Below are 22728 nucleotides of genomic sequence, written 5' to 3'. Positions count from 1 at the left end.
GTGATTGATAAAACCGCCTTTATTCATCCTTCCGCCATTGTAGAAGAAGGCGCCGTTATTGGCGCTAACGTCCACGTTGGCCCGTTTTGTATTGTTGGTGCTAACGTCGAAATCGGCGAAGGTACCGTACTGAAATCTCACGTTGTCATCAACGGCCATACCAAAATTGGCCGCGATAACGAGATCTATCAGTTCGCTTCCATCGGCGAAGTTAACCAGGACCTGAAATATGCTGGCGAACCGACCCGCGTGGAAATTGGCGATCGCAACCGCATCCGCGAAAGCGTCACCATTCATCGTGGCACAGTACAGGGCGGTGGATTAACGAAGGTGGGCAGCGATAACCTGCTGATGATCAACGCCCACGTGGCGCACGATTGTACGCTGGGCGACCGCTGTATTCTGGCCAATAACGCGACCCTTGCGGGCCACGTTTCGCTGGATGATTTTGTTATCATCGGCGGTATGACCGCCGTGCATCAGTTCTGCATTATTGGCGCACACGTGATGGTGGGCGGCTGCTCCGGCGTAGCGCAGGACGTTCCGCCGTTCGTGATTGCGCAGGGCAACCACGCGACGCCGTTTGGCGTCAACATCGAAGGGCTGAAACGCCGCGGCTTCAGCCGTGAGGCGATCACTGCGATTCGTAACGCGTATAAGCTGCTGTACCGCAGCGGTAAAACGCTGGACGAAGCGAAAGCTGAAATTGCCGAGCTGGCGGCGCAGTATCCCGAAGTGCAGACCTTTACCGACTTTTTTGCCCGCTCCACGCGCGGCCTGATTCGTTAATGGCTGAATTGCGTCCCCTGACGATTGCCCTGGTCGCCGGAGAAACCTCCGGCGATATTCTTGGTGCCGGTCTTATCCGCGCGCTCAAAGCCCGCATACCTGATGCCCGCTTTGTCGGCGTTGCCGGGCCGTTGATGCAGGCGGAAGGCTGCGAAGCCTGGTATGAGATGGAAGAGCTGGCAGTGATGGGCATTGTGGAAGTGCTGGGTCGCCTGCGCCGTCTGCTGCATATTCGCGCCGATCTCACCCGTCGATTGACCGAGCTTAAGCCAGACGTATTCGTCGGCATTGATGCGCCTGACTTCAATATCACCCTCGAAGGTAATCTGAAGAAGCAGGGTATCAAAACCATCCATTACGTCAGCCCCTCGGTGTGGGCATGGCGGCAAAAACGCGTTTTCAAAATTGGCAGATCCACCGATCTGGTATTGGCATTTCTGCCTTTCGAAAAAGCGTTTTATGACAAATTCAACGTTCCCTGCCGGTTTATCGGCCACACGATGGCGGATGCGATGCCGCTGGACCCGGATAAAGGCGCGGCGCGCGACCGTCTGGGGATCGATCGTAACGTGCATTGCCTGGCGCTGCTGCCGGGAAGCCGCGGGGCGGAAGTTGAGATGCTCAGCGCTGATTTTCTGAAAACGGCGCAGCTCCTGCGAGACCATTATCCCGACCTGGAAGTGGTTGTCCCGCTGGTCAACGCGAAGCGGCGGGAACAGTTCGAGCGCATCAAAGCGGAAACGGCGCCTGATCTTGCCGTCCACCTGCTCGACGGCCGGGCGCGCGATGCGATGATCGCCAGCGATGCCGCGCTGCTGGCCTCCGGCACGGCTGCGCTGGAGTGTATGCTGGCTAAGTGTCCGATGGTTGTCGGCTATCGGATGAAGCCGTTTACCTTCTGGCTGGCGAAACGGCTGGTGAAGACCGACTATGTGTCGTTGCCGAATTTACTGGCCGGGCGCGAACTGGTTAAAGAACTGCTGCAGGATGAATGCCGGCCGCAGGCGCTGGCCGAGGCGCTGAAGCCGCTGCTGGCCGACGGAAAAACCAGCCACGATATGCATGAAACCTTCCGCGCGCTGCATCAGCAGATCCGCTGCAACGCTGATGAGCAGGCGGCGGATGCCGTACTGGAGTTAGCAAAATGATGGAATTCGTATATCCGCATACCCATCTGGTTGCGGGAGTCGATGAAGTCGGACGCGGCCCGCTGGTTGGCGCAGTGGTGACCGCCGCGGTTATTCTCGATCCGGCAAAGCCGATCGTCGGTCTTAACGACTCAAAAAAGCTAAGCGAAAAACGCCGCCTTGCGCTATTTGACGAGATCAAAGAAAAAGCGCTGTGCTGGAGCCTCGGTCGCGCTGAGCCGCATGAAATCGATGAGCTGAATATTTTGCACGCGACCATGCTGGCCATGCAGCGCGCCGTTGCCGGTTTGCGCGTTTCCCCTGAGTTTGTTCTTATTGATGGTAACCGCTGTCCGCCGCTGCCGATGCCGTCACTGGCGGTCGTCAAAGGCGACAGCCGAGTGGCGGAAATCAGCGCCGCGTCTATTCTGGCTAAAGTGACGCGCGATGCTGAAATGGCCGTACTGGACCGGGAGTTCCCGCAGTACGGCTTTGCGCAACATAAAGGTTATCCCACCGCTTTTCATCTGCAAAAGCTGCTGGAACATGGCGTAATCGAGCAATACCGGCGCAGCTTTGGCCCGGTGAAACGCGCGCTGGGCCTGGCGTCCTGAACTGACACGCAAGCAATCAAGTAACGCGGAATCTGAAGATGGCTGAACCACGTTTCGTACACCTGCGGGTGCACAGCGACTATTCCATGATCGATGGTCTGGCGAAAACCGGACCGTTGGTAAAAAAGGCGGCCGCGCTCGGCATGCCTGCGCTGGCGATCACTGATTTTACCAACCTTTGCGGGCTGGTGAAGTTCTACGGAGCAGGGCACGGTGCCGGAATTAAACCCATCGTCGGGGCAGATTTTCACGTTCAGAGCGATCTGCTTGGCGATGAACTGAGTCAGCTGACGGTACTGGCGGCAAATAATACTGGCTATCAAAACCTGACGCTGCTGATCTCCAGAGCCTATCAGCGCGGCTACGGCGCGGCAGGCCCGATTATCGATCGCGACTGGCTGATCGAATTAAAAGAAGGGCTGATTTTGCTCTCCGGCGGGCGTATGGGCGACGTGGGTCGTAGCCTGCTGCGCGGAAACATGGCGCTGGTGGATCAGTGCGTTGATTTTTATGAACAACATTTCCCTGATTGCTACTTCCTTGAGCTCATTCGCACCGGCCGTCAGGATGAAGAGCCCTACCTGCATGCGGCGGTAGAACTGGCGGAAACCCGCGGCCTACCGGTGGTGGCGACCAACGATGTTCGCTTCCTTGAGCCGGGCGACTTCGACGCCCATGAAATCCGCGTGGCTATCCACGACGGCTTTACCCTCGACGATCCCAAGCGTCCGCGCAACTACTCGCCGCAGCAGTATATGCGCAGCGAAGAGGAGATGTGCGAGCTCTTTTCCGATATTCCCGAAGCGCTGCAAAACACCGTGGAGATCGCCAAACGCTGTAACGTGACCGTGCGCCTTGGCGAGTACTTCCTGCCGCAGTTCCCGACGGGGGATATGACCACCGAAGATTATCTGGTTAAGAAATCCAAAGAGGGTCTGGAAGAGCGTCTGGAATTCCTGTTCCCCGATCCGGATGAACGGGCTAAACGCCGTCCTGAATATGATGAACGCCTGGATATTGAGCTGCAGGTGATTAACCAGATGGGGTTCCCGGGCTACTTCCTGATCGTTATGGAGTTTATCCAGTGGTCGAAGGATAACGGCGTGCCGGTAGGGCCGGGACGTGGTTCCGGCGCCGGATCGCTGGTGGCCTATGCGCTGAAAATTACCGACCTCGATCCGCTGGAGTTCGACCTGCTGTTCGAACGTTTCCTAAACCCGGAACGTGTCTCCATGCCCGACTTCGACGTTGACTTCTGTATGGAGAAGCGCGACCAGGTGATTGAACACGTCGCGGACATGTACGGTCGCGATGCGGTCTCGCAGATTATTACCTTCGGCACCATGGCGGCGAAAGCGGTTATCCGCGACGTTGGCCGCGTGCTGGGCCACCCGTACGGCTTTGTGGACCGCATTTCTAAGCTGGTACCGCCCGATCCGGGGATGACGCTGGCGAAAGCGTTTGAAGCCGAGCCGCAGCTGCCGGAGATTTACGAGGCGGACGAAGAGGTTAAAGCGCTGATCGACATGGCGCGTAAGCTCGAAGGGGTCACCCGTAACGCCGGTAAACATGCGGGCGGGGTGGTGATTGCGCCCACCAAAATAACCGATTTTGCCCCGCTGTACTGCGATGAAGCGGGCCAGCATCCGGTTACCCAGTTTGATAAGAACGACGTTGAATATGCCGGGCTGGTGAAGTTCGACTTCCTCGGTCTGCGTACGCTCACCATCATTAACTGGGCGCTGGAGATGATCAACGCCCGCCGCGAGAAGAACGGCGAGGGGCCGCTGGATATCGCCGCTATCCCGCTGGATGATAAAAAAAGCTTCGACATGCTGCAGCGTTCGGAAACCACCGCCGTCTTCCAGCTTGAATCGCGCGGTATGAAGGATCTGATCAAGCGTCTGCAGCCTGACTGCTTTGAAGATATGATCGCTCTGGTGGCCCTGTTCCGACCGGGGCCGCTGCAGTCGGGAATGGTGGATAACTTTATCGACCGTAAGCACGGTCGCGAAGAGATATCGTATCCGGACGTACAGTGGCAGCACGAATGTCTGAAACCGGTACTGGAGCCAACCTATGGCATTATCCTGTACCAGGAACAGGTCATGCAGATTGCCCAGGAGCTTTCCGGCTATACCCTCGGCGGCGCGGATATGCTGCGTCGTGCGATGGGTAAGAAAAAGCCGGAAGAGATGGCCAAGCAGCGCGGCACCTTTGAAGAAGGGGCGAGAAAGCGCGGCGTTGACGGCGAACTGGCGATTAAAATCTTTGACCTGGTAGAGAAGTTCGCCGGTTATGGATTTAACAAATCGCACTCTGCCGCTTATGCTTTAGTGTCCTATCAGACGCTGTGGCTGAAGGCGCACTATCCGGCTGAATTTATGGCGGCGGTAATGACCGCGGATATGGATAACACCGAGAAGGTCGTCGGCCTGGTGGATGAGTGCTGGCGGATGGGGCTGAAAATCCTGCCGCCGGATATTAACTCCGGCCTGTACCATTTTCACGTTAACGACGATGGCGAAATCGTTTATGGTATCGGCGCCATCAAAGGCGTCGGCGAAGGTCCGATAGAAGCGATCATTGAAGCCCGTAATCAGGGCGGCTATTTCCGCGAGCTGTTCGATCTCTGCGCGCGTACGGATATTAAAAAGCTCAACCGCCGGGTGCTGGAAAAACTGATTATGTCCGGGGCCTTCGATCGCCTCGGGCCGCATCGCGCGGCGTTAATGAATTCACTGGGCGATGCGCTAAAAGCCGCCGATCAGCACGCCAAAGCCGAAGCTATCGGTCAGGCGGACATGTTCGGCGTACTGGCGGAAGAGCCGGAGCAAATCGAACAGTCCTACGCCAGCTGCCAGCCGTGGCCGGAACAGGTCGTGCTGGATGGCGAAAGGGAGACCCTGGGGCTGTATCTGACCGGGCATCCGATTAACCAGTACTTGAAAGAGATCGAGCGCTACGTAGGCGGCGTACGACTCAAAGACATGCATCCGACCGATCGTGGTAAAGTGACCACGGCGGCCGGGCTCGTTATTGCCGCGCGGGTCATGGTCACCAAGCGCGGCAATCGTATCGGCATCTGCACGCTGGATGACCGTTCCGGGCGTCTGGAGGTGATGTTGTTCACCGACGCCCTGGATAAATACCAGCAGCTGCTGGAAAAAGACCGCATACTTATCGTCAGCGGACAGGTCAGCTTTGATGACTTCAGCGGGGGGCTTAAAATGACCGCTCGTGAAGTCATGGACATTGACGAAGCCCGGGAAAAATATGCTCGCGGGCTTGCTATCTCGCTGACGGACAGGCAAATTGATGACCAGCTTTTAAACCGACTCCGTCAGTCTCTGGAACCCCACCGTTCGGGAACTATTCCAGTACACCTCTATTATCAGAGGGCGGATGCACGCGCGCGGTTGCGTTTTGGCGCAACATGGCGCGTCTCTCCGAGCGATCGTTTACTTAACGATCTGCGTGGCCTTATCGGCTCGGAGCAGGTGGAACTGGAGTTTGACTAATACAGGAATACTATGAGTCTGAATTTCCTTGATTTTGAACAGCCGATTGCAGAGCTGGAAGCGAAAATCGATTCTCTGACTGCGGTTAGCCGCCAGGATGAGAAACTGGATATTAATATCGATGAAGAAGTGCATCGCCTGCGTGAAAAGAGCGTAGAGCTGACGCGCAAGATCTTCGCCGATCTTGGTGCATGGCAGGTTGCGCAACTGGCGCGCCATCCACGTCGCCCGTACACCCTGGATTATGTCCGCCTGGCTTTCGACGAATTCGACGAACTGGCCGGTGACCGTGCCTATGCTGACGATAAAGCTATCGTCGGCGGGATTGCGCGTCTGGACGGGCGTCCGGTAATGATTATCGGCCACCAGAAAGGGCGCGAAACCAAAGAGAAAATTCGCCGCAACTTCGGTATGCCGGCGCCGGAAGGCTATCGTAAGGCACTGCGCCTGATGGAAATGGCCGAACGCTTTAAAATGCCGATCATCACCTTCATCGACACCCCGGGCGCCTATCCGGGCGTCGGTGCGGAAGAGCGCGGCCAGTCTGAAGCGATTGCCCGCAACCTGCGTGAAATGTCGCGTCTGAGCGTCCCGGTTATCTGCACCGTTATCGGTGAAGGTGGTTCCGGCGGCGCGCTGGCAATCGGCGTGGGCGATAAAGTGAATATGCTGCAGTACAGCACCTATTCCGTTATCTCCCCGGAAGGCTGTGCCTCCATTTTGTGGAAAAGCGCCGATAAAGCGCCGCTGGCCGCCGAAGCGATGGGGATTGTTGCCCCGCGTCTGAAAGAGCTGAAGCTGATTGACTCCATCATTCCTGAGCCGCTGGGCGGCGCGCATCGTAATCCGGAAGTCATGGCCGCCTCTCTGAAAGCGCAGCTGCTGGCCGATCTGGCTGACCTCGATGTTCTGAGTGAAGAAGAGCTGCTGAACCGTCGCTATCAGCGTCTGATGAGCTACGGCTACGCCTGATTATCTGACTCATTTTTTATCCCTAAGGGCCGGATTTTCCGGCCCTTTTTTTATGTGTTGTTTACTGAGACGAGATGAGATGAATAAGAGCTAATGTGATTAGCCGATGATGCCGATCTCTCCTGAAACTGCAGCAACTGCCAGGGATTGCGACCCGGCAGGCCGTTAACAAGGATAAAGGAGAAATACTATGGCATTGCACAAAACCGTCGCATTAAGCGCCGTGGCCGCAGGGATCATGTTAAGCCTGGGGGCCGCACAGGCCACACCGTTGCTTGGCGCAACGGAAGCGACAACCATCAAGGCGAGTGACCTGGCCGAGAAAGAAAAAGCCTTAACCGACTTTCCGCTCATGACATCGGTAAAATCATCGATTCAAACGCTGCCGAACAGCGAAGTTGAAAAAATCGAGCCGGGTCTGGCGACTAACCCGGCAAACGTGAAGCGCGTGGAAAGCATTCTGTCCGAAAAGGATTGGGAATATCTGTTTCCGATGCGCGCGGCAGAATATACCTACTCTAACTTTCTGAAAGCTATTGGTAAATTCCCTGCGGTTTGCGGGACCTATACCGACGGACGCGATAGCGATGCCATATGCCGTAAATCTCTGGCAACCATGTTTGCCCACTTTGCTCAGGAAACCGGCGGCCACGAAAGCTGGCGCGATATTCCCGAGTGGCGCCAGGCGCTGGTTTATCTCCGTGAAGTGGGCTGGGTTGAAGGTCAGAAAGGCGGCTACAACGGGGAGTGTAACCCGGATATCTGGCAGGGGCAGACCTGGCCCTGCGGTAAAGATAAAGACGGCGACTACCTGAGCTACTTTGGCCGCGGCGCAAAACAGCTCTCCTATAACTACAACTACGGCCCGTTCTCCGATGCCATGTACGATGGCGACGTTCGTCCTCTACTGGATAAACCGGAGCGGGTGGCGGATACCTGGATGAACCTGGCGAGCGCGGTGTTCTTCTTCGTTTACCCGCAGCCGCCGAAGCCCTCTATGCTGCACGTCATCGACGGAACCTGGGTACCAAACGATCATGATAAAGCGAATGGCCTGGTTGAAGGTTTTGGGGTCACCATTCAAATTATCAACGGCGGCGTCGAGTGCGGCGGGGCGGAAGAGAACGCGCAGTCTCTGAACCGTATTGCCTACTACAAAGAGTTCGCAAACTACCTGAAAGTGCCGATTGCTGATGATGAAGTTCTCGGCTGTAAGAATATGAAGCAGTTCGATGAAGGCGGCGCGGGCGCGTTACCGATTTACTGGGAAGAGGATTGGGGATGGAGCCCGGACACCGCTGACGGCAAGACTAACGCCTGCCAGCTGGTGGGCTACCAGACGCCGTATAGCGCCTTTAAACAAGGTGACTATGCGAAGTGCGTCCAGAGCCACTTCAACGTCAATATCATCGACGATACCGGCCAGGCCGAGGATACTCCCCCGGCGACGCCTGACGATACCACGCCTGCGCAGGAAACTAACGTGGCGCCGGTTGCGCGTATCGCCGGTCCGATTGGCGCTATCGAAGCGGGCGCCAGGGTTTCCCTGAGCGCGGAGGGCTCTACCGATGCGAATGGCGATAAGCTCACCTATACCTGGATGTCGCAGGACGGTCAGACTATCAGCGGACAGGATAAAGCCGTTATCACCTTTACCGCTCCGGAAAAAGATCGCGATGCGCAATATGTGGTGAGCCTGACGGTAAGCGACGGGACCTTATCCAGCACGGCAACGTACACCCTGAACGTGAAGGCTAAAGCTGCTGCTGCGGATGAAACGACCGATGGCAAAGACAGCGACACCATCAGCTATCCTTCCTGGAGCAGTACCCAGACCTGGAAAGCGGGCGATATCGTTAATAACCACGGCGCGCTGTATCAGTGTAAACCGCTACCTGAAGGGGCGTGGTGCAACGTGGCGCCGACCTACTATGAGCCCGGCGCAGGCATTGCCTGGGGCGATGCGTGGAAAGCGCTGTAATAGAGATAAATCCGCCAGTGCTTAGCGCTGGCGGGGTGATATGATGCTTTCCTTAGGTAAATTCAGGAGGAAAGCGTGAATATCATTGCGATCATGGGTCCCCACGGCGTCTATTATAAAGACGAACCGATCAAAGAACTGGAAGCCGCCCTGCAACGGCAAGGTTTCCAGACCATCTGGCCGCAAAATAGCGCCGATCTTTTGCAATTTATCGAGCATAATCCGCGGATCTGCGGGGTTATTTTTGACTGGGATGAATACAGCGTTGATCTGTGCAGCGATATTAATTGCTTAAATGAATATCTACCGCTGTACGCATTTATCAACGCCCATTCGACGATGGACGTCAGCAGCCAGGACCTGCGCATGACGCTATGGTTCTTTGAATACGCGCTGGGGCTGGCGGAAGAGATCGCTACCCGCATCGGTCAATACACCCGCGAATACCTCGACAACATAACCCCGCCGTTTACCAAAGCCTTGTTCAACTATGTGCAGGAGGGGAAATATACTTTCTGTACCCCCGGGCATATGGGCGGCTCGGCATATCAAAAAAGCCCGGTGGGCTGTCTGTTTTATGATTTCTTTGGCGGGAATACCCTAAAGGCCGACGTCTCTATTTCCGTGACGGAGCTGGGATCCCTGCTCGATCATAGCGGTCCGCATCTGGAGGCGGAAGAGTATATTGCCCGCGCATTCGGCGCCGAACAGAGCTATATGGTGACCAACGGAACCTCGACGTCGAATAAGATTGTCGGTATGTATTCCGCTCCGGCGGGCAGCACCCTGCTTATCGATCGCAACTGCCATAAATCGTTGGCTCATTTACTGATGATGAGCGACGTGGTGCCGCTGTGGCTAAAGCCGACGCGCAATGCGCTAGGGATCCTCGGCGGCATACCCAAGCACGAATTTACCCGTGACAGTATTCAGCAAAAGGTTAATGCGACAGGCGGCGCCGGGTGGCCTGTGCATGCGGTGATCACCAACTCCACCTATGACGGACTGCTGTATAACACCACCTGGATCAAAGAGACCCTCGACGTACCGTCAATCCACTTTGATTCCGCCTGGGTGCCCTATACCCATTTTCATCCGATCTATCAGGGTAAAAGCGGGATGAGCGGCGATCGTATTGCGGGGAAAGTGATCTTTGAAACGCAGTCGACGCATAAAATGCTGGCCGCGCTATCGCAGGCTTCGCTGATTCATATTAAAGGCAGCTATGATGAGGATACCTTCAATGAAGCCTTTATGATGCACACCTCGACCTCCCCGAGCTACCCGATCGTTGCCTCCATTGAGACGGCTGCCGCCATGCTGCGCGGCAACTCCGGCAGACGACTGATTCAGCGTTCGATTGAGCGGGCGCTGGATTTTCGTAAAGAGGTGCAGCGGTTGCGCGAAGAGTCTGACGGCTGGTTTTTTGATATCTGGCAGCCGGAAGAGGTGGGGGAAGCGCAGTGCTGGCCGGTTTCACCCGGAGAAAGGTGGCATGGCTTTCAGGACGCCGATGACGACCATATGTTCCTCGATCCGGTGAAAGTCACCATTCTGACGCCCGGTATGGACGAGCAGGGCAACATGGATAGCGAAGGCATTCCGGCCGCGCTGGTGGCGAAGTTCCTTGATGAGCGCGGCGTGGTGGTAGAAAAAACCGGGCCGTACAACCTGCTGTTCCTGTTCAGTATCGGTATAGATAAAACCCGGGCGATGGGGCTGCTGCGCGGATTGACCGAGTTCAAACGCGCTTACGATCTCAATTTACGGGTGAAAAACATGCTGCCGGATCTGTACGCCGAAGATCCGGATTTTTACCGCAACATGCGTATTCAGGATCTGGCTCAGGGTATTCATCGTCTGATTCGCCAGCACCAGCTCTCGCAGCTGATGCTTAGCGCTTTCGACGTCCTGCCGGAGATGAAAATGACGCCGCATCAGGCCTGGCAGCGGCAGATTAAAGGCGAAGTGGAAACCATTGAACTGGAGAATCTGGTCGGGCGTATTTCAGCGAATATGATCCTACCGTACCCGCCCGGCGTGCCGCTGCTGATGCCCGGCGAGATGATCGCCGAGGAGAGCCGCGCGGTGCTCAATTTCCTGCTTATGCTGTGCTCCATCGGCCGCCACTATCCGGGTTTCGAAACCGATATCCACGGCGCGAAACGCGATGAAGACGGCGTGTACTGGGTTCGAGTCTTAAAAAATGACTAAGCGCTTGCGTACTCACGAACTGAACGAGTAACGTTGTTGGCTTCAACTGGAGGAGTTGTACCATGCTGGGTTTAAAACGGGTTCACCATATCGCCATCATTGCGACGGATTATGCGAAGAGTAAAGCCTTCTACTGCGACATTCTGGGGTTCACCCTGCAGGGCGAGTTCTATCGCCAGGAGCGCGATTCATGGAAGGGCGATCTGGCGCTGAATGGCGAATATGTTATTGAACTCTTTTCATTCCCGTTTCCTCCTGCGCGTCCGAGCCGCCCCGAAGCCTGCGGGCTGCGCCATCTGGCGTTTAGCGTTGATGATGTCGATGCCGCCGTTGCGCATCTTGAGGCCCACGGCGTGGCCTGTGAAGGCGTTCGTATCGACCCCTTCACCGGTAAACGATTCACCTTTTTTAACGATCCGGACGGGCTACCGCTGGAGATTTATCAGCAGTAATTCTTGTCAGAGCGTGTTCTGCCGGGTAACGTGCCGGACACGCTTTCCTCAGTTAGTACTCTCATGATGATGATCCCAGACATGGCGCAAACGCTACAGCCGCACCGCCATTTTTTAGTGGCCTTTAGCGGCGGGCTGGATTCGAGCGTGCTCCTGTATCGCCTGGTTTGCTGGCGCGAACAGGATCCTACCGTTCAGCTGCGGGCGATGCATATACACCACGGCCTCAGCGCGAACGCCGACGATTGGGTGGCGCACTGCCGACAAATATGCCAGCAGTGGCAGGTACCGCTTTTGGTTGAACGGGTGGCGCTCGCCGATGAGGGGCTGGGGATTGAGGCCCACGCGCGTCAGGCGCGCTATCAGGCTTTCCGTTCGGCGCTATTACCCGGCGAAGCGCTGGTGACGGCACAGCATCTTGACGACCAGTGTGAAACCTTTCTGTTGGCGCTTAAGCGGGGGAGCGGCCCAACCGGGCTTTCGGCGATGGCCGGCGAGTCCGATTTTGCCGGGACGAAACTGCTGCGTCCGCTGCTTAACGAAAGCCGCGACTCCCTGCACCGGTGGGCGATAGCCCATCAGCTCAGCTGGATTGAAGACGAAAGTAACCAGGACGACGCCTACGATCGCAATTTTCTCCGCCTGCGAATTGTTCCGCTGCTTAACGCTCGCTGGCCGCACTTCGCCGAGGCCGTAGCGCGCAGCGCCAGCCTGTGCGGCGAGCAGGAACAGCTGCTGGATGAAATGCTCGCTGCGGAGCTGGCAACGCTGGTGGCGGAGGATGGCGCGTTGACTATCGAACCGTTGGCGGCCATGAGCGCGCCGCGTCGGGCCGCGCTGCTGCGCCGCTGGCTGGCTGGGCTCAATGCGCCGATGCCTTCGCGCGAGATGCCGGAGCGTATCTGGCGTGAAGTGGCGATGGCGCGCGAGGATGCGTATCCCTGTCTGCGCCTTGGCCACTTCGCCGTTCGTCGCTATCAGCAACGGCTGCACTGGGTGAAATATCTCCCCGGACAGAGCGAGACGGTGCTGGCGTGGCGCGATATTGCCAGACCGCTGCCGTTACCCGACGGCCTTGGCGAACTGAAGCTCCTGGCCGGCGGCCCGTTACGCGGCCCGCGCCAGGATGAAGCGGTCACTATTCGTTTTCGCGCCAGCGGTAATCTGCATATCGTCGGTCGCCAGGGCGGCCGCAAGCTGAAGAAAATCTGGCAGGAGCTCAACGTTGCGCCCTGGCGGCGCGATACCACGCCGCTGCTGTTTTACGGCGAAACGCTTATCGCCGCAGCCGATGGTCTGTTTAGTACCGTCGATGGGAAAGTTCAGGAAGGTGAAGGCGTGCAGATGATGTGGATGAAAACGGGCGGCTGAGCCACCCGTTTTGCTTCAGGACTCGCTGACCACTACCGTACCGATTTCCGGATGGCTGAAGCTGGCGATTTTATCCAGGCGCAGTTCGCGGACGTCACCGGCGAGCTCCACGACGAGATACTCGATATTTTTGCGCGAGATAAGATCGTTGGCCTTCGCTTGCAGCTGTTCGCCATCTTTGAGCTCCAGCGCCAGGACCAGATGGTGCTGACAGGCAAGTTCGAGGTTGTCATAATCATCGCAATTGATGGGTTGATAAGTATCATTCATTGACATAATCGCTCACCAGTAAGTTTGCCGCCGCATATGCGGCCTTTTCCCTGACTGACTCAGCAAGGGCCTGATCCGCCGCAACCTCATTCAATACTTTCAACACGCAACCTAGCGCATCCGGGATATACCCAAGGTCCCCGCTGGCTATTTCCGCATACCGCTTGCGTATTAACTCACAATATTTGTCCACATGCCCTCCTGTCAGCGTTCTGACTTAACCGTGGGATGTAAGTTTAAGCCTACGAAGATAAACTCTGTTTAGCAAGGTGACTATACCATAGTCATTTAAGCAATATCAGCAGGATGAAAGGGGATCCTGTGATTGCTGACAGCCTTTTGCCGCCAGTTTCGCTACAATGAACGCCATTTTTATCAGGAGTTTCCTCATGGCGCTGAAAGCGACGATTTATAAAGCGACGGTGAACGTGGCCGACCTGGACCGCAACCAGTTTCTGGATGCCAGTTTGACGCTTGCCCAGCATCCGTCAGAAACCCAGGAGCGCATGATGCTGCGCCTGCTGGCGTGGATGAAATACGCCGACGAGCGTCTGCAGTTTACCCGCGGTCTGTCTTCCGATGATGAAGCTGAACTCTGGCTGCTAAACGATCATCTGGGCGTTGATCTATGGATTGAACTGGGGCTGCCGGACGAACGGCGGATTAAAAAAGCCTGTTCGCGGGCGCAAGAGGTGGCGCTGTTTGCCTATAATAGCCGGGCGGCAGAAATCTGGTGGCAGCAAAATAAAAGCAAAATGGCACAGTTTTCAAAGCTAACCGTATGGTATTTAGATGATACTCAGCTGGCGCAGCTCAGTGCTTTTGCCGATCGGACAATGTCGCTACAGGCGACTATCCAGGATGGCGCTATCTGGTTATCTGACGCTAAGAATAATCTGGAAATTCATTTAACGGCCTGGCAAACATCCGCATGATTACGATTAGCCGCAGCGTGGCGATTGCGGATGACGAGGTCTCGCTTTCCGGGATACGCGCCCAGGGGGCGGGCGGTCAGCATGTCAATAAAGCATCGACGGCTATCCATTTGCGCTTTGATATTAAGGCATCGAGCCTGCCCGAGTATTATAAGGAACGTCTGCTTACCTCCAGCCATCACTTAATTTCTGCCGAGGGTGTGGTTATCATTAAGGCTCAGGAATATCGCAGCCAGGAGATGAATCGCGAAGCGGCGATTGCGCGTCTGGTTGCCTTAATACAAGAATTAACCGCAGTGCAGAAGCGCCGCCGGGAGACGCGGCCGACCAGAGCGTCAAAAGAGCGCCGGCTTGCCTCAAAGGCGCAAAAATCCTCAGTTAAGGCGCTGCGTGGGAAAGTTCGTCATTAAAGGCATGGCGAACCGGTGGAATGGATAATAAGGAATTTACAGTGAAGAAAATCGTATTTTCAGTCGTGGCGGCATGCTCGCTTTTTGCCCTATTCGGCTGTAACCATCGCGCGGAGATGGACACGCTACAACCGGCGCCGATGGAAGAGCTAAAGCCGATGCAGCAGAGCTGGCGCGGCGTGCTGCCGTGTGCCGACTGCGAAGGCATCGAAACTTCGCTCTTTCTTGAGAAAGACGGCACCTGGGTGATGAACGAGCGGTATCAGGGCGTCAGTCGCGAGCCTTCCTCCTTTGCTTCCTATGGCACCTGGGCGCGCACGGCCGATAAGCTGGTGCTGACCGACAGCAAAGGCGAGAAGTCTTACTATCGGGCGAAGGGCGACAAGCTGGAAATGCTCGATCGCGACGGTAATCCCATCGAGTCTACGCTGAACTATACGCTTGAGTCAGTCAAATCCAGCCTGCCCATCACGCCAATGGCGATGCGCGGAATGTACTTCTATATGGCGGATGCCGCGACCTTTACCGATTGCGCAACCGGCAAGCGAGTGGCAGTCGCGAATAACGCGCAGCTCGAGCGTGATTATGCCGCGGCGCGCGGAACGGATACTCGCCCGGTGCTGCTGGTGGTCGAGGGGCACTTTACGCTGGAAGCGAACCCGGATTCGGGAGCGCCGGTTAAAGTTCTGGCGGTGGATTCACCAGGCAAGTTTTATCAAAAAGAAGACTGCAATTCTCGTTAGTTAATTGAGTCCTACGAGACGGCTTGTCTTGATATAAATTCCCAATTTAAGATGCCCGATATACTGCAATTGTGTTTCGGGCTTAAAGTTTGCCACGTCCCCCTCACGCATATGAAGCAGGTCTGATGGGCTAATCCAGCCCGGTTGAGCCAGGGTCAGCGGGTGTCCGGCCTTCGCGAAGGCATCGCTGACAAACTCAGAACAAAACCACATTTTTTTGTCCCCGGAAACGGCATCGCTAAGCTGCGCTTTGGCCAGGCCATTCACGCACTGCTGGCGGAAATCTTTCGAAAAGGGATTCAGGGAGCAGAGCTGTTTGGTTACCATAAAGGGCACAAATTCAATGATGCCGCGATAGTTATAGCCGCTGTTTCTGTTTTTATAGGCGAAATTTTTAATGCCTGCGGCCTGTTGCGGCGTGAGGTCAGGCGCTCTTAGGGCAAACAGCTTATCGCTGTGCTGCATTGCTTGCTGGAGCGGAATAATCTGCACCCCAGCGCCGGTTGCTTCTGCAACCTGGTTATCACCGATATAGATAGCAACATGGCTAACGGACGATGTGCTAAAAGCACGAATCCCCAGGGACGTCACGCCAATGCTGGAAGAGAAAAGGAGATCGCCGGGGAGCAGGTCTTGTGCGTTAATTTCAGTCAGCGTGTTATTAGCCACCGAGCTCTGGCGCTGAAGTTTAACTGCCCATTGCTGCGATGGTGGCTTAATAGCGGAAGCGGAAGGCGCGGACCGGCTGACGTCTACCGTGCAGGCCGAAAGTAAAAACAATGCGGGAAAAAGCAGGACATAATTTGCCCGTTGTTTAGCCATGATTACAATCCTTGTAAAAAAGAGGCTCTGAAACCAGAGCCTCTTTTGGCGTTAACCTTTAATTTGTTGTACCAGGTAATTCACGATATCGCCGGTTTTAATCAGCTGCTTCTCGCCGCTGCGACGATATTTATATTCGATATCGTCGTTGTCGAGGTTACGGTCGCCCAGCACGATGGTGTGCGGAATACCGATAAGCTCCATATCGGCGAACATCACGCCCGGACGCTCTTTACGGTCGTCCATCAGCACGTCGATACCCAGCGCGCTCAGCTCTGCGTACAGCTTCTCGGCCAGCTCCTGCACGCGGTAGGATTTATGCATGTTCATCGGCAGAATCGCAACCTGGAACGGGGCGATAGCTTCCGGCCACAGAATCCCGCGATCGTCAAAGTTCTGCTCAATGGCGGCCGCCACCACGCGCGTCACACCGATACCGTAGCAGCCCATCGTCAGGATCTGGTTACGGCCATCTTCGCCCTGTACGGAGGCTTTCATCGCTTCAGAGTACTTGGTACCCAGCTGGAAGATGTGGCCCACTTCGATACCGCGTTTAATCAGCAGCGTACCTTTACCGTCCGGGCTCGGGTCACCCGCCACGACGTTACGGATATCAGCCACTTCAGGGGTGGCGACGTCGCGATCCCAGTTGATGCCGAAGTAGTGTTTCCCGTCGATGTTCGCGCCCGCGGCGAAATCGCTCATTGCGGCAACGGTACGGTCAATAATCACCGGAATGGGCATATTAACCGGGCCCAGAGAACCAGGACCCGCCTGCACCAGCGCGCGGATCTCTTCTTCGGTGGCGAAGGTCAGCGGGCTGGCGACCTGCGGCAGTTTTTCCGCTTTCACTTCGTTCAGCTCATGATCGCCGCGAACCAGCAGGGCAATCAGCGGAGACTTGCTGTCTTCTACCGCTTTGACCAGCAGGGTTTTCACCGTTTTCTCAATCGGCAGATTGAACTGCTCAACCAGCTCGGCGATGGTTTTGGCGTTCGGCGTATCGACCAGCGTCATTTCCTGAGTGGCGGCCGCGCGCGGCTCTTTCGGCGCAACGGCTTCGGCGAACTCAATATTGGCCGCGTAGTCGGAAGAGTCAGAGAAGATCACGTCATCTTCGCCGCTCTGCGCCAGCACCTGGAATTCGTGAGATGCGCTACCGCCGATAGAACCGGTGTCAGCCTGTACCGCACGGAAATCCAGGCCCATACGGCTGAAGATTTTGCTGTACGCGGCGTACATCGCGTCGTAGGTTTCCTGCAGAGATTCCTGAGAGGTATGGAAAGAGTAAGCATCTTTCATCAGGAATTCACGGGAACGCATCACGCCGAAACGCGGGCGCACTTCGTCACGGAATTTGGTCTGAATCTGATAGAAGTTCAGCGGCAGCTGTTTGTAAGAGCTCAGCTCGTTACGAATCAGGTCGGTGATCACTTCTTCATGAGTCGGGCCGAGTACGAACGGACGTTCGCCACGGTCAGCAATACGCAGCAGTTCCGGGCCGTACTGTTCCCAACGACCACTCTCTTGCCACAGCTCAGAGGGCTGAACTACCGGCATTAACACCTCGATTGCACCGGCGTTGTTCATCTCTTCACGCACGATGTTTTCGACTTTTTTCAGGACGCGCACGCCGGTCGGCAGCCAGGTATATAACCCGGAGGCCAGCTTGCGGATCATCCCGGCGCGCAGCATCAGCTGATGGCTGATAACCTCGGCGTCGGCAGGTGTCTCCTTCAGAGTGGAGAGCAGGTATTGGCTAGTACGCATGTTGTTACGGTTCCATTTGGACGATCGATACAGGCTGGGAGCCAGCCTGACACAAAAAAGTGGTTTAGTTTACCAGTGTGGCAAAGATGCCAAAAGAGAGGAAAATAAAATTAGCGTGGTTCGAGAGAAAAGACTTCAAAACCGGACGAAATCACCCGCCAGCGCACGTTAAAATCCAGCAGCCAGACGGCGTAGGTCTTTCCCGGGTCTTCTTCTTTACGATATGCCGGGCGCGGATCTTGCGCCAGAACTTCGCTAATAAACACCTTAAGTCGGGGATAGCGCTTTTCCAGTTCTAAAAGCCGGGCTTCTGTTTCGGGCGTGAAGCTCACCGCCACTTCCGCCTGCGGTGCCTGCTGCGCGTAGCTCGCGCTGGCTTCCGGCAGCGCTTCGGCAAAGGGCAGGTAAGGTTTGATGTCCACGACCGGCGTACCATCCACCAGGTCCAGACTACCGAGTTCCAGAACGACGTGTTCTTTCTGGCAGCGAATACCTTTTAGCTCGACCAGCGACATACCGATTGGATTAGGACGAAAGGTCGAACGGGTGGCGAAAACGCCCATCCGCGCATTACCGCCGAGGCGGGGAGGGCGCACGGTCGGGCGCCAGCCGCCTTCCATGGTCTGATGAAACACAAACAGGATCCACAGATGGCTGAAGTTTTCCAGGCCACGTACGGCATCGGCCTGGTTATAGGGGGGCAGAAGATGTAATTCGCCGCCGCCGTTTTTAACCAGCCCAGGCTGGCGGGGGACGGCAAATTTTTCTTTATAGGGCGAGCGAATAACGCCTATCTGCGCAAACTGAAAATCACTCATTGCGCCGTGACGTTAAGCGCTGAACCAAGGCAGACGGCCTGGCGGTAGCAGCCCGGAGTTCCGCTGGTCACTTCGCAGCGGTGCAGCAGCACGGCATTGGCTTTCATTTTTGCAGCGTTAATCTGCATGCGCTTGCGCGCCGTCGGGATATTGGGCGGAGAGTCTTGATTCGAGGCCTGGCATGATTCACCGGTGACTTCGCCGAGTTCGCGGAAAGGTTTACCCACCAATTCTGTTGCATCGGTATAGATTCTTACCGGGGCCGGACGCGTCGCTTTCGGTTTTGCCGGTTCCGATTTGGCAGGCGGGGTTACGGTGCTTTGTACAGGCTCGACGGGAGATCTGCTTAGCATAGAACAACCGCTTAACATGAGTGCTAACAAACAGACCGGTAAAGCACGCATAGTATTTCCTCAATAAATAATAAAACAGGGCGCTATTGAATCAGGTGCTTGCATAAATGACAAGACGGGCATAAAGCCCGTCCTGAATGATATTACGCTGAGAAAAGATTACCAGCCTTTCACCGCACCGCCGTTAAAGATTTTGTTAGCCGCTTCGTAAACTTCATCACTCTGATAGGCTTGAACAAATTTCTTAACATTTTCCGCATCTTTGTTGTCTTCGCGAGCGACAATCAGATTCACGTACGGAGACTCTTTACCTTCCACGAAAATACCGTCTTTTGCCGGCGTTAAGCCAATCTGGCTGGCATAGGTGGTATTGATAACCGCCAGAGCGATTTGCGCATCATCCAGAGAGCGCGGCAGCTGCGGGGCTTCCAGCTCAACAATTTTCAGGTTTTTCGGGTTTTCAATAATATCCAGAGAGGTTGGCAGCAGACCAACGCCTTCTTTCAGTTTGATCAGGCCAACCTGTTGCAGCAGCAGCAGAGAGCGGCCAAGGTTGGTGGGATCGTTAGGAATCGCAACCTGAGAGCCCGGCTGCAGTTCGTCCAGCGATTTAATTTTTTTCGAATAACCCGCAATCGGGTAAACAAAAGAGTTACCTACGGAAACCAGCTTGTAGCCGCGGTCTTTGATTTGCTGGTCAAGATACGGTTTATGCTGGAAGGCGTTAACGTCGATATCACCTTTGCTCAGCGCTTCGTTCGGCAGAACGTAGTCGTTGAAAGTCACCAGTTCGACATCAAGGCCGTATTTTTCTTTTGCTACTTTCTGCGCGACTTCCGCAACCTGCTGCTCCGCACCGACGATAACGCCGACTTTAATATGGTTAGGATCTTTTTCGTCCTGACCGCAACCCACCAGAGCCAGAGAACCGATTAACGCGCCGACTGCCGCAAAGGTTTTGAAATTAAAGGCCATGTTATTTCCTTCCTGTAAGATTCTGTATTGTGTAATGTTATTTGTGAGTCACAGCCCGGACGATACGATCGCCTGAGAATTGGATTAAGTACACCAGAATAACCAGCAGCACCAGTACGGTATTCATTACCGTTGCATTGTAGCCGATATAACCGTACTGATAGCCAATCTGCCCGAGACCACCGGCACCGACGGCGCCGCCCATCGCGGAATAGCCGACCAGCGTAATGAGCGTGATGGTTGCCGCATTCACCAGGCCCGGCAGCGCTTCCGGCAGCAGAACCTTACGCACGATCTGCATCGGCGTTGCGCCCATGGCGCGGGATGCTTCGATAAGGCCGGTGGGGATCTCCAGCAGGGCGTTTTCCACCATACGGGCGATGAACGGCGCAGCGCCGACCGTCAGCGGAACGATAGCCGCCTGCAGGCCAATCGACGTGCCAACGATCACGCGAGTGAATGGGATCATCCACACCAGCAGGATAATAAAAGGAATCGAGCGGAAAATATTCACCACCGCCGAAAGCGTGCGGTAGAGCTTCGCATTAGCGACAATTTGCCCCGGACGGGTGACGTACAGCAGCACGCCGACCGGCAGGCCGAGAACAAAACCGAAGAAGCCGGAGACAAACGTCATGGCCAGCGTTTCCCATACGCCGCGAACCAGCAGCCAAATCATTGGTTCAGACATATCCCAGTACCTCTACTTTTACATGGTGTTCCTGTAGCCAGGCGATTGCGGCCTGGGTATCTTCCTGCGTGCCGTGCATCTCAGTGAGCATAATGCCGAACTTCACGCCGCCCGCGTAATCCATCTGCGCGCTAATAATGTTGTTATTCACGTTAAAACGACGGGCAGTCTCAGAAAGAAGCGGGGCATCAACGGAGTGACCCGTAAACTCCATGCGCAGCATGGGCACGCTATCGGGAAGCGCTTCAGGTTTAAGGCGGGCCTGATAATCATCCGGGATATCAAGGTGCAGCGTTGACTGAATAAACTGTTGCGCCAGCGGGGTTTTGGGATGAGAGAAGACCTCACTCACCGTATCCTGTTCAATCAACTGGCCGTTGCTGATAACGGCAACGCAATCGCAGATGCGTTTGACGACATCCATTTCATGGGTAATCAGCAAAATCGTCAGGCCCAGGCGACGGTTGATATCTTTCAGCAGTTCCAGAATCGAACGCGTAGTGGCCGGGTCCAGAGCGCTGGTGGCTTCGTCGCAGAGCAGGACTTTTGGATTGCTCGCCAGCGCACGGGCGATGGCCACGCGCTGTTTTTGACCGCCGGAGAGATTTGCCGGATAGCTATCGTGTTTATCCCCCAGACCGACGAGATCGAGCAGCTCGGTCACCCGGCGCTTGATTTCATCTTTCGGCGTATTATCCAGCTCCAGAGGCAACGCCACGTTGCCGAATACGGTGCGTGAGGCAAGCAGGTTAAAGTGCTGGAAGATCATGCCAATCTGGCGACGAGCGCGAGTGAGCTCTTTTTCTGACAGCGCCGTTAGTTCCTGGCCGCCTACCTGTACGCTGCCCTGCGTTGGACGTTCGAGCAGGTTAACGCAGCGGATTAACGTACTTTTACCCGCGCCGGAAGCGCCGATGACGCCATAAATTTGCCCGGCGGGGACATGCAGGCTGACATCGTTCAGCGCCTGTATGCTGCGATTTCCCTGCTGGAACACTTTGGTAATATTCGAAAGTTTAATCATCAGTTATTTATTATCGTTTAGCCGTTTGCCGTGGCATTTTCTTCTGCCGTGTCCAGGCGATGCCTGTCAATGAAATGGATGTTAAGGCATCCAGACGTCTAAATCAATCTGACTCTGTATAATGAGCACTTTCTTGCGTCCGGAAACATGCGATACTACGCGCATTAGCCTTTATCAGGAGCAAACCGGTGGCAATGTCAGTACCCGCAATTTTTCTTGACCGTGATGGCACGATTAATGTCGATCACGGCTATGTCCATGAAATCGACAACTTTGAATTTATCGATGGCGTCATTGACGCAATGCGTCAATTAAAGGAGATGGGCTACGCGCTGGTGCTGGTGACCAACCAGTCCGGTATCGCCCGCGGTAAGTTTACTGAAGAGCAGTTTGAAACGCTGACGGAGTGGATGGACTGGTCGCTGGCCGATCGCGGCGTTGATCTGGATGGTATCTATTATTGTCCGCACCACCCGCAGGGAACCGTTGAAGAGTTTCGCCAGACCTGCGACTGCCGCAAGCCGCATCCGGGTATGCTGATTTCGGCGCGCGACTATCTGCATATTGATATGGCGGCTTCCTTTATGGTTGGCGATAAAGTCGAAGATATGCAGGCAGCTCTGGCGGCCAATGTCGGCACGAAAGTATTAGTGCGCACCGGCAAGCCGGTGACCCCAGAAGCCGAAAGTGCCGCTGATTGGGTACTTAATAGCCTGGCAGACCTGCCGGATGCTATCAAAAAGCAGCAAAAATAAGCGTTATGTATAAAAGGTGAGCGGTTGAAATAAAATTGCATTTTACCGCTTGTCACCGCCGAATAACTCCCTATAATGCGCTCCCACTGACACGGCAGATGTGAATCACTTCACAAACAAC

General features: G+C 55.4%; 22 protein-coding genes. 13 read left to right on the top strand and 9 right to left on the bottom strand.

Features of this window, described 5'->3' with window-relative positions:
* From lpxA to tilS, 9 genes are all read left to right on the top strand, one after another.
* A complete protein-coding gene (gene lpxA, locus ABLU87_RS04900) occupies nt 1–789 on the top strand; it encodes an acyl-ACP--UDP-N-acetylglucosamine O-acyltransferase (RefSeq protein ID WP_004098763.1) in 789 nt (262 codons plus the stop codon).
* Nucleotides 789–1937: a lipid-A-disaccharide synthase gene (gene lpxB, locus ABLU87_RS04895; protein WP_004098764.1), complete on the top strand. Its 1149-nt coding sequence runs from the start codon at nt 789–791 to the stop codon at nt 1935–1937. The genes lpxA and lpxB overlap by 1 nt, the downstream gene beginning before the upstream one ends.
* Nucleotides 1934–2530: a ribonuclease HII gene (gene rnhB / locus ABLU87_RS04890; RefSeq protein ID WP_014228005.1), complete on the top strand. Its 597-nt coding sequence runs from the start codon at nt 1934–1936 to the stop codon at nt 2528–2530. The genes lpxB and rnhB overlap by 4 nt, the downstream gene beginning before the upstream one ends.
* Before the next feature lie 38 nt (nt 2531–2568).
* Nucleotides 2569–6051, top strand: coding sequence for a DNA polymerase III subunit alpha (dnaE, locus tag ABLU87_RS04885; RefSeq protein ID WP_009654544.1), 3483 nt, complete (start codon nt 2569–2571; stop codon nt 6049–6051).
* 12 nt (nt 6052–6063) lie between these two features.
* On the top strand, nt 6064–7023 hold the full coding sequence (gene accA, locus ABLU87_RS04880; RefSeq protein WP_004137983.1) for an acetyl-CoA carboxylase carboxyl transferase subunit alpha: 960 nt from the start codon (nt 6064–6066) through the stop codon (nt 7021–7023).
* A gap of 190 nt (nt 7024–7213) precedes the next feature.
* Nucleotides 7214–9004: a chitinase gene (locus ABLU87_RS04875; RefSeq protein ID WP_122116935.1), complete on the top strand. Its 1791-nt coding sequence runs from the start codon at nt 7214–7216 to the stop codon at nt 9002–9004.
* A 75-nt stretch (nt 9005–9079) separates the two neighbouring features.
* Complete coding sequence (locus ABLU87_RS04870) at nt 9080–11218, top strand: lysine decarboxylase LdcC (protein WP_122116936.1); 2139 nt, start codon at nt 9080–9082, stop codon at nt 11216–11218.
* Nucleotides 11219–11280: 62 nt separating this feature from the next.
* A complete protein-coding gene (locus ABLU87_RS04865; RefSeq protein WP_004098774.1) occupies nt 11281–11670 on the top strand; it encodes a VOC family protein in 390 nt (129 codons plus the stop codon).
* A 69-nt stretch (nt 11671–11739) separates the two neighbouring features.
* A complete protein-coding gene (gene tilS, locus ABLU87_RS04860; RefSeq protein ID WP_064358611.1) occupies nt 11740–13041 on the top strand; it encodes a tRNA lysidine(34) synthetase TilS in 1302 nt (433 codons plus the stop codon).
* Nucleotides 13042–13056: 15 nt separating this feature from the next.
* Here the strand turns inward: tilS and rof are convergent, their stop codons facing one another.
* Together rof and ABLU87_RS04850 are read right to left on the bottom strand one after the other, a co-directional pair.
* Nucleotides 13057–13317: a Rho-binding antiterminator gene (gene rof / locus ABLU87_RS04855; RefSeq protein ID WP_004098776.1), complete on the bottom strand. Its 261-nt coding sequence runs from the start codon at nt 13315–13317 to the stop codon at nt 13057–13059.
* Nucleotides 13304–13504: a YaeP family protein gene (locus ABLU87_RS04850; protein ID WP_004098778.1), complete on the bottom strand. Its 201-nt coding sequence runs from the start codon at nt 13502–13504 to the stop codon at nt 13304–13306. The genes rof and ABLU87_RS04850 overlap by 14 nt, the downstream gene beginning before the upstream one ends.
* Before the next feature lie 196 nt (nt 13505–13700).
* Here ABLU87_RS04850 and ABLU87_RS04845 point away from each other — a divergent pair, with 196 nt between their 5' ends.
* From ABLU87_RS04845 to nlpE, 3 genes are read left to right on the top strand one after another with little or no spacing between them, the layout of a single operon-like run.
* Nucleotides 13701–14246: a YaeQ family protein gene (locus ABLU87_RS04845; protein ID WP_004098780.1), complete on the top strand. Its 546-nt coding sequence runs from the start codon at nt 13701–13703 to the stop codon at nt 14244–14246.
* Nucleotides 14243–14656, top strand: a complete 414-nt coding sequence (gene arfB / locus ABLU87_RS04840; protein WP_014228012.1) for an alternative ribosome rescue aminoacyl-tRNA hydrolase ArfB — start codon at nt 14243–14245, stop codon at nt 14654–14656. Before ABLU87_RS04845 ends, arfB begins: the two co-directional genes overlap by 4 nt.
* Nucleotides 14657–14697: 41 nt before the next feature.
* On the top strand, nt 14698–15399 hold the full coding sequence (nlpE, locus tag ABLU87_RS04835) for an envelope stress response activation lipoprotein NlpE (protein WP_014228013.1): 702 nt from the start codon (nt 14698–14700) through the stop codon (nt 15397–15399).
* Here nlpE and ABLU87_RS04830 read toward each other — a convergent pair whose 3' ends face one another.
* The 7 genes from ABLU87_RS04830 to metN form a co-directional block, all read right to left on the bottom strand.
* Nucleotides 15400–16221 (bottom strand): YaeF family permuted papain-like enzyme, encoded by an 822-nt coding sequence (locus ABLU87_RS04830; RefSeq protein WP_047724396.1) that lies wholly within the window; start codon nt 16219–16221, stop codon nt 15400–15402.
* A gap of 51 nt (nt 16222–16272) precedes the next feature.
* Entirely contained in the window at nt 16273–17991 is a 1719-nt protein-coding gene (proS, locus tag ABLU87_RS04825; protein ID WP_014837454.1) for a proline--tRNA ligase, read from the bottom strand.
* Between the two features lie 110 nt (nt 17992–18101).
* Nucleotides 18102–18809: a tRNA (N6-threonylcarbamoyladenosine(37)-N6)-methyltransferase TrmO gene (gene tsaA / locus ABLU87_RS04820; RefSeq protein WP_032748069.1), complete on the bottom strand. Its 708-nt coding sequence runs from the start codon at nt 18807–18809 to the stop codon at nt 18102–18104.
* On the bottom strand, nt 18806–19213 hold the full coding sequence (gene rcsF, locus ABLU87_RS04815) for an Rcs stress response system protein RcsF (RefSeq protein WP_004098790.1): 408 nt from the start codon (nt 19211–19213) through the stop codon (nt 18806–18808). Before rcsF ends, tsaA begins: the two co-directional genes overlap by 4 nt.
* 108 nt (nt 19214–19321) lie before the next feature.
* Nucleotides 19322–20137 (bottom strand): methionine ABC transporter substrate-binding lipoprotein MetQ, encoded by an 816-nt coding sequence (metQ, locus tag ABLU87_RS04810; protein ID WP_004098791.1) that lies wholly within the window; start codon nt 20135–20137, stop codon nt 19322–19324.
* A 37-nt stretch (nt 20138–20174) separates the two neighbouring features.
* The gene (locus tag ABLU87_RS04805; RefSeq protein WP_004098792.1) at nt 20175–20828 is read right to left on the bottom strand and encodes a methionine ABC transporter permease MetI; all 654 of its coding nucleotides are present in this window, start codon (nt 20826–20828) and stop codon (nt 20175–20177) included.
* Complete coding sequence (metN, locus tag ABLU87_RS04800; RefSeq protein WP_004098793.1) at nt 20821–21852, bottom strand: methionine ABC transporter ATP-binding protein MetN; 1032 nt, start codon at nt 21850–21852, stop codon at nt 20821–20823. Before metN ends, ABLU87_RS04805 begins: the two co-directional genes overlap by 8 nt.
* Nucleotides 21853–22040: 188 nt before the next feature.
* Between metN and gmhB the strand changes: the two genes are divergently transcribed.
* Nucleotides 22041–22607 carry a D-glycero-beta-D-manno-heptose 1,7-bisphosphate 7-phosphatase gene (gene gmhB / locus ABLU87_RS04795; RefSeq protein ID WP_014837457.1) on the top strand — a complete coding sequence of 189 codons (567 nt, stop codon included), beginning with the start codon at nt 22041–22043 and terminating at the stop codon, nt 22605–22607.
* The last annotated feature ends 121 nt before the right edge of the window (nt 22608–22728 follow it).

Origin of the sequence: Klebsiella sp. CB_Kp196 (assembly GCF_040061575.1) — a bacterium.
GTDB classification, from domain to species: Bacteria; Pseudomonadota; Gammaproteobacteria; order Enterobacterales; family Enterobacteriaceae; genus Klebsiella; species Klebsiella michiganensis.
The sequence above is the reverse complement of the archived record's forward strand: the minus strand, read 5'-3'. Positions and strand labels throughout refer to the sequence as shown.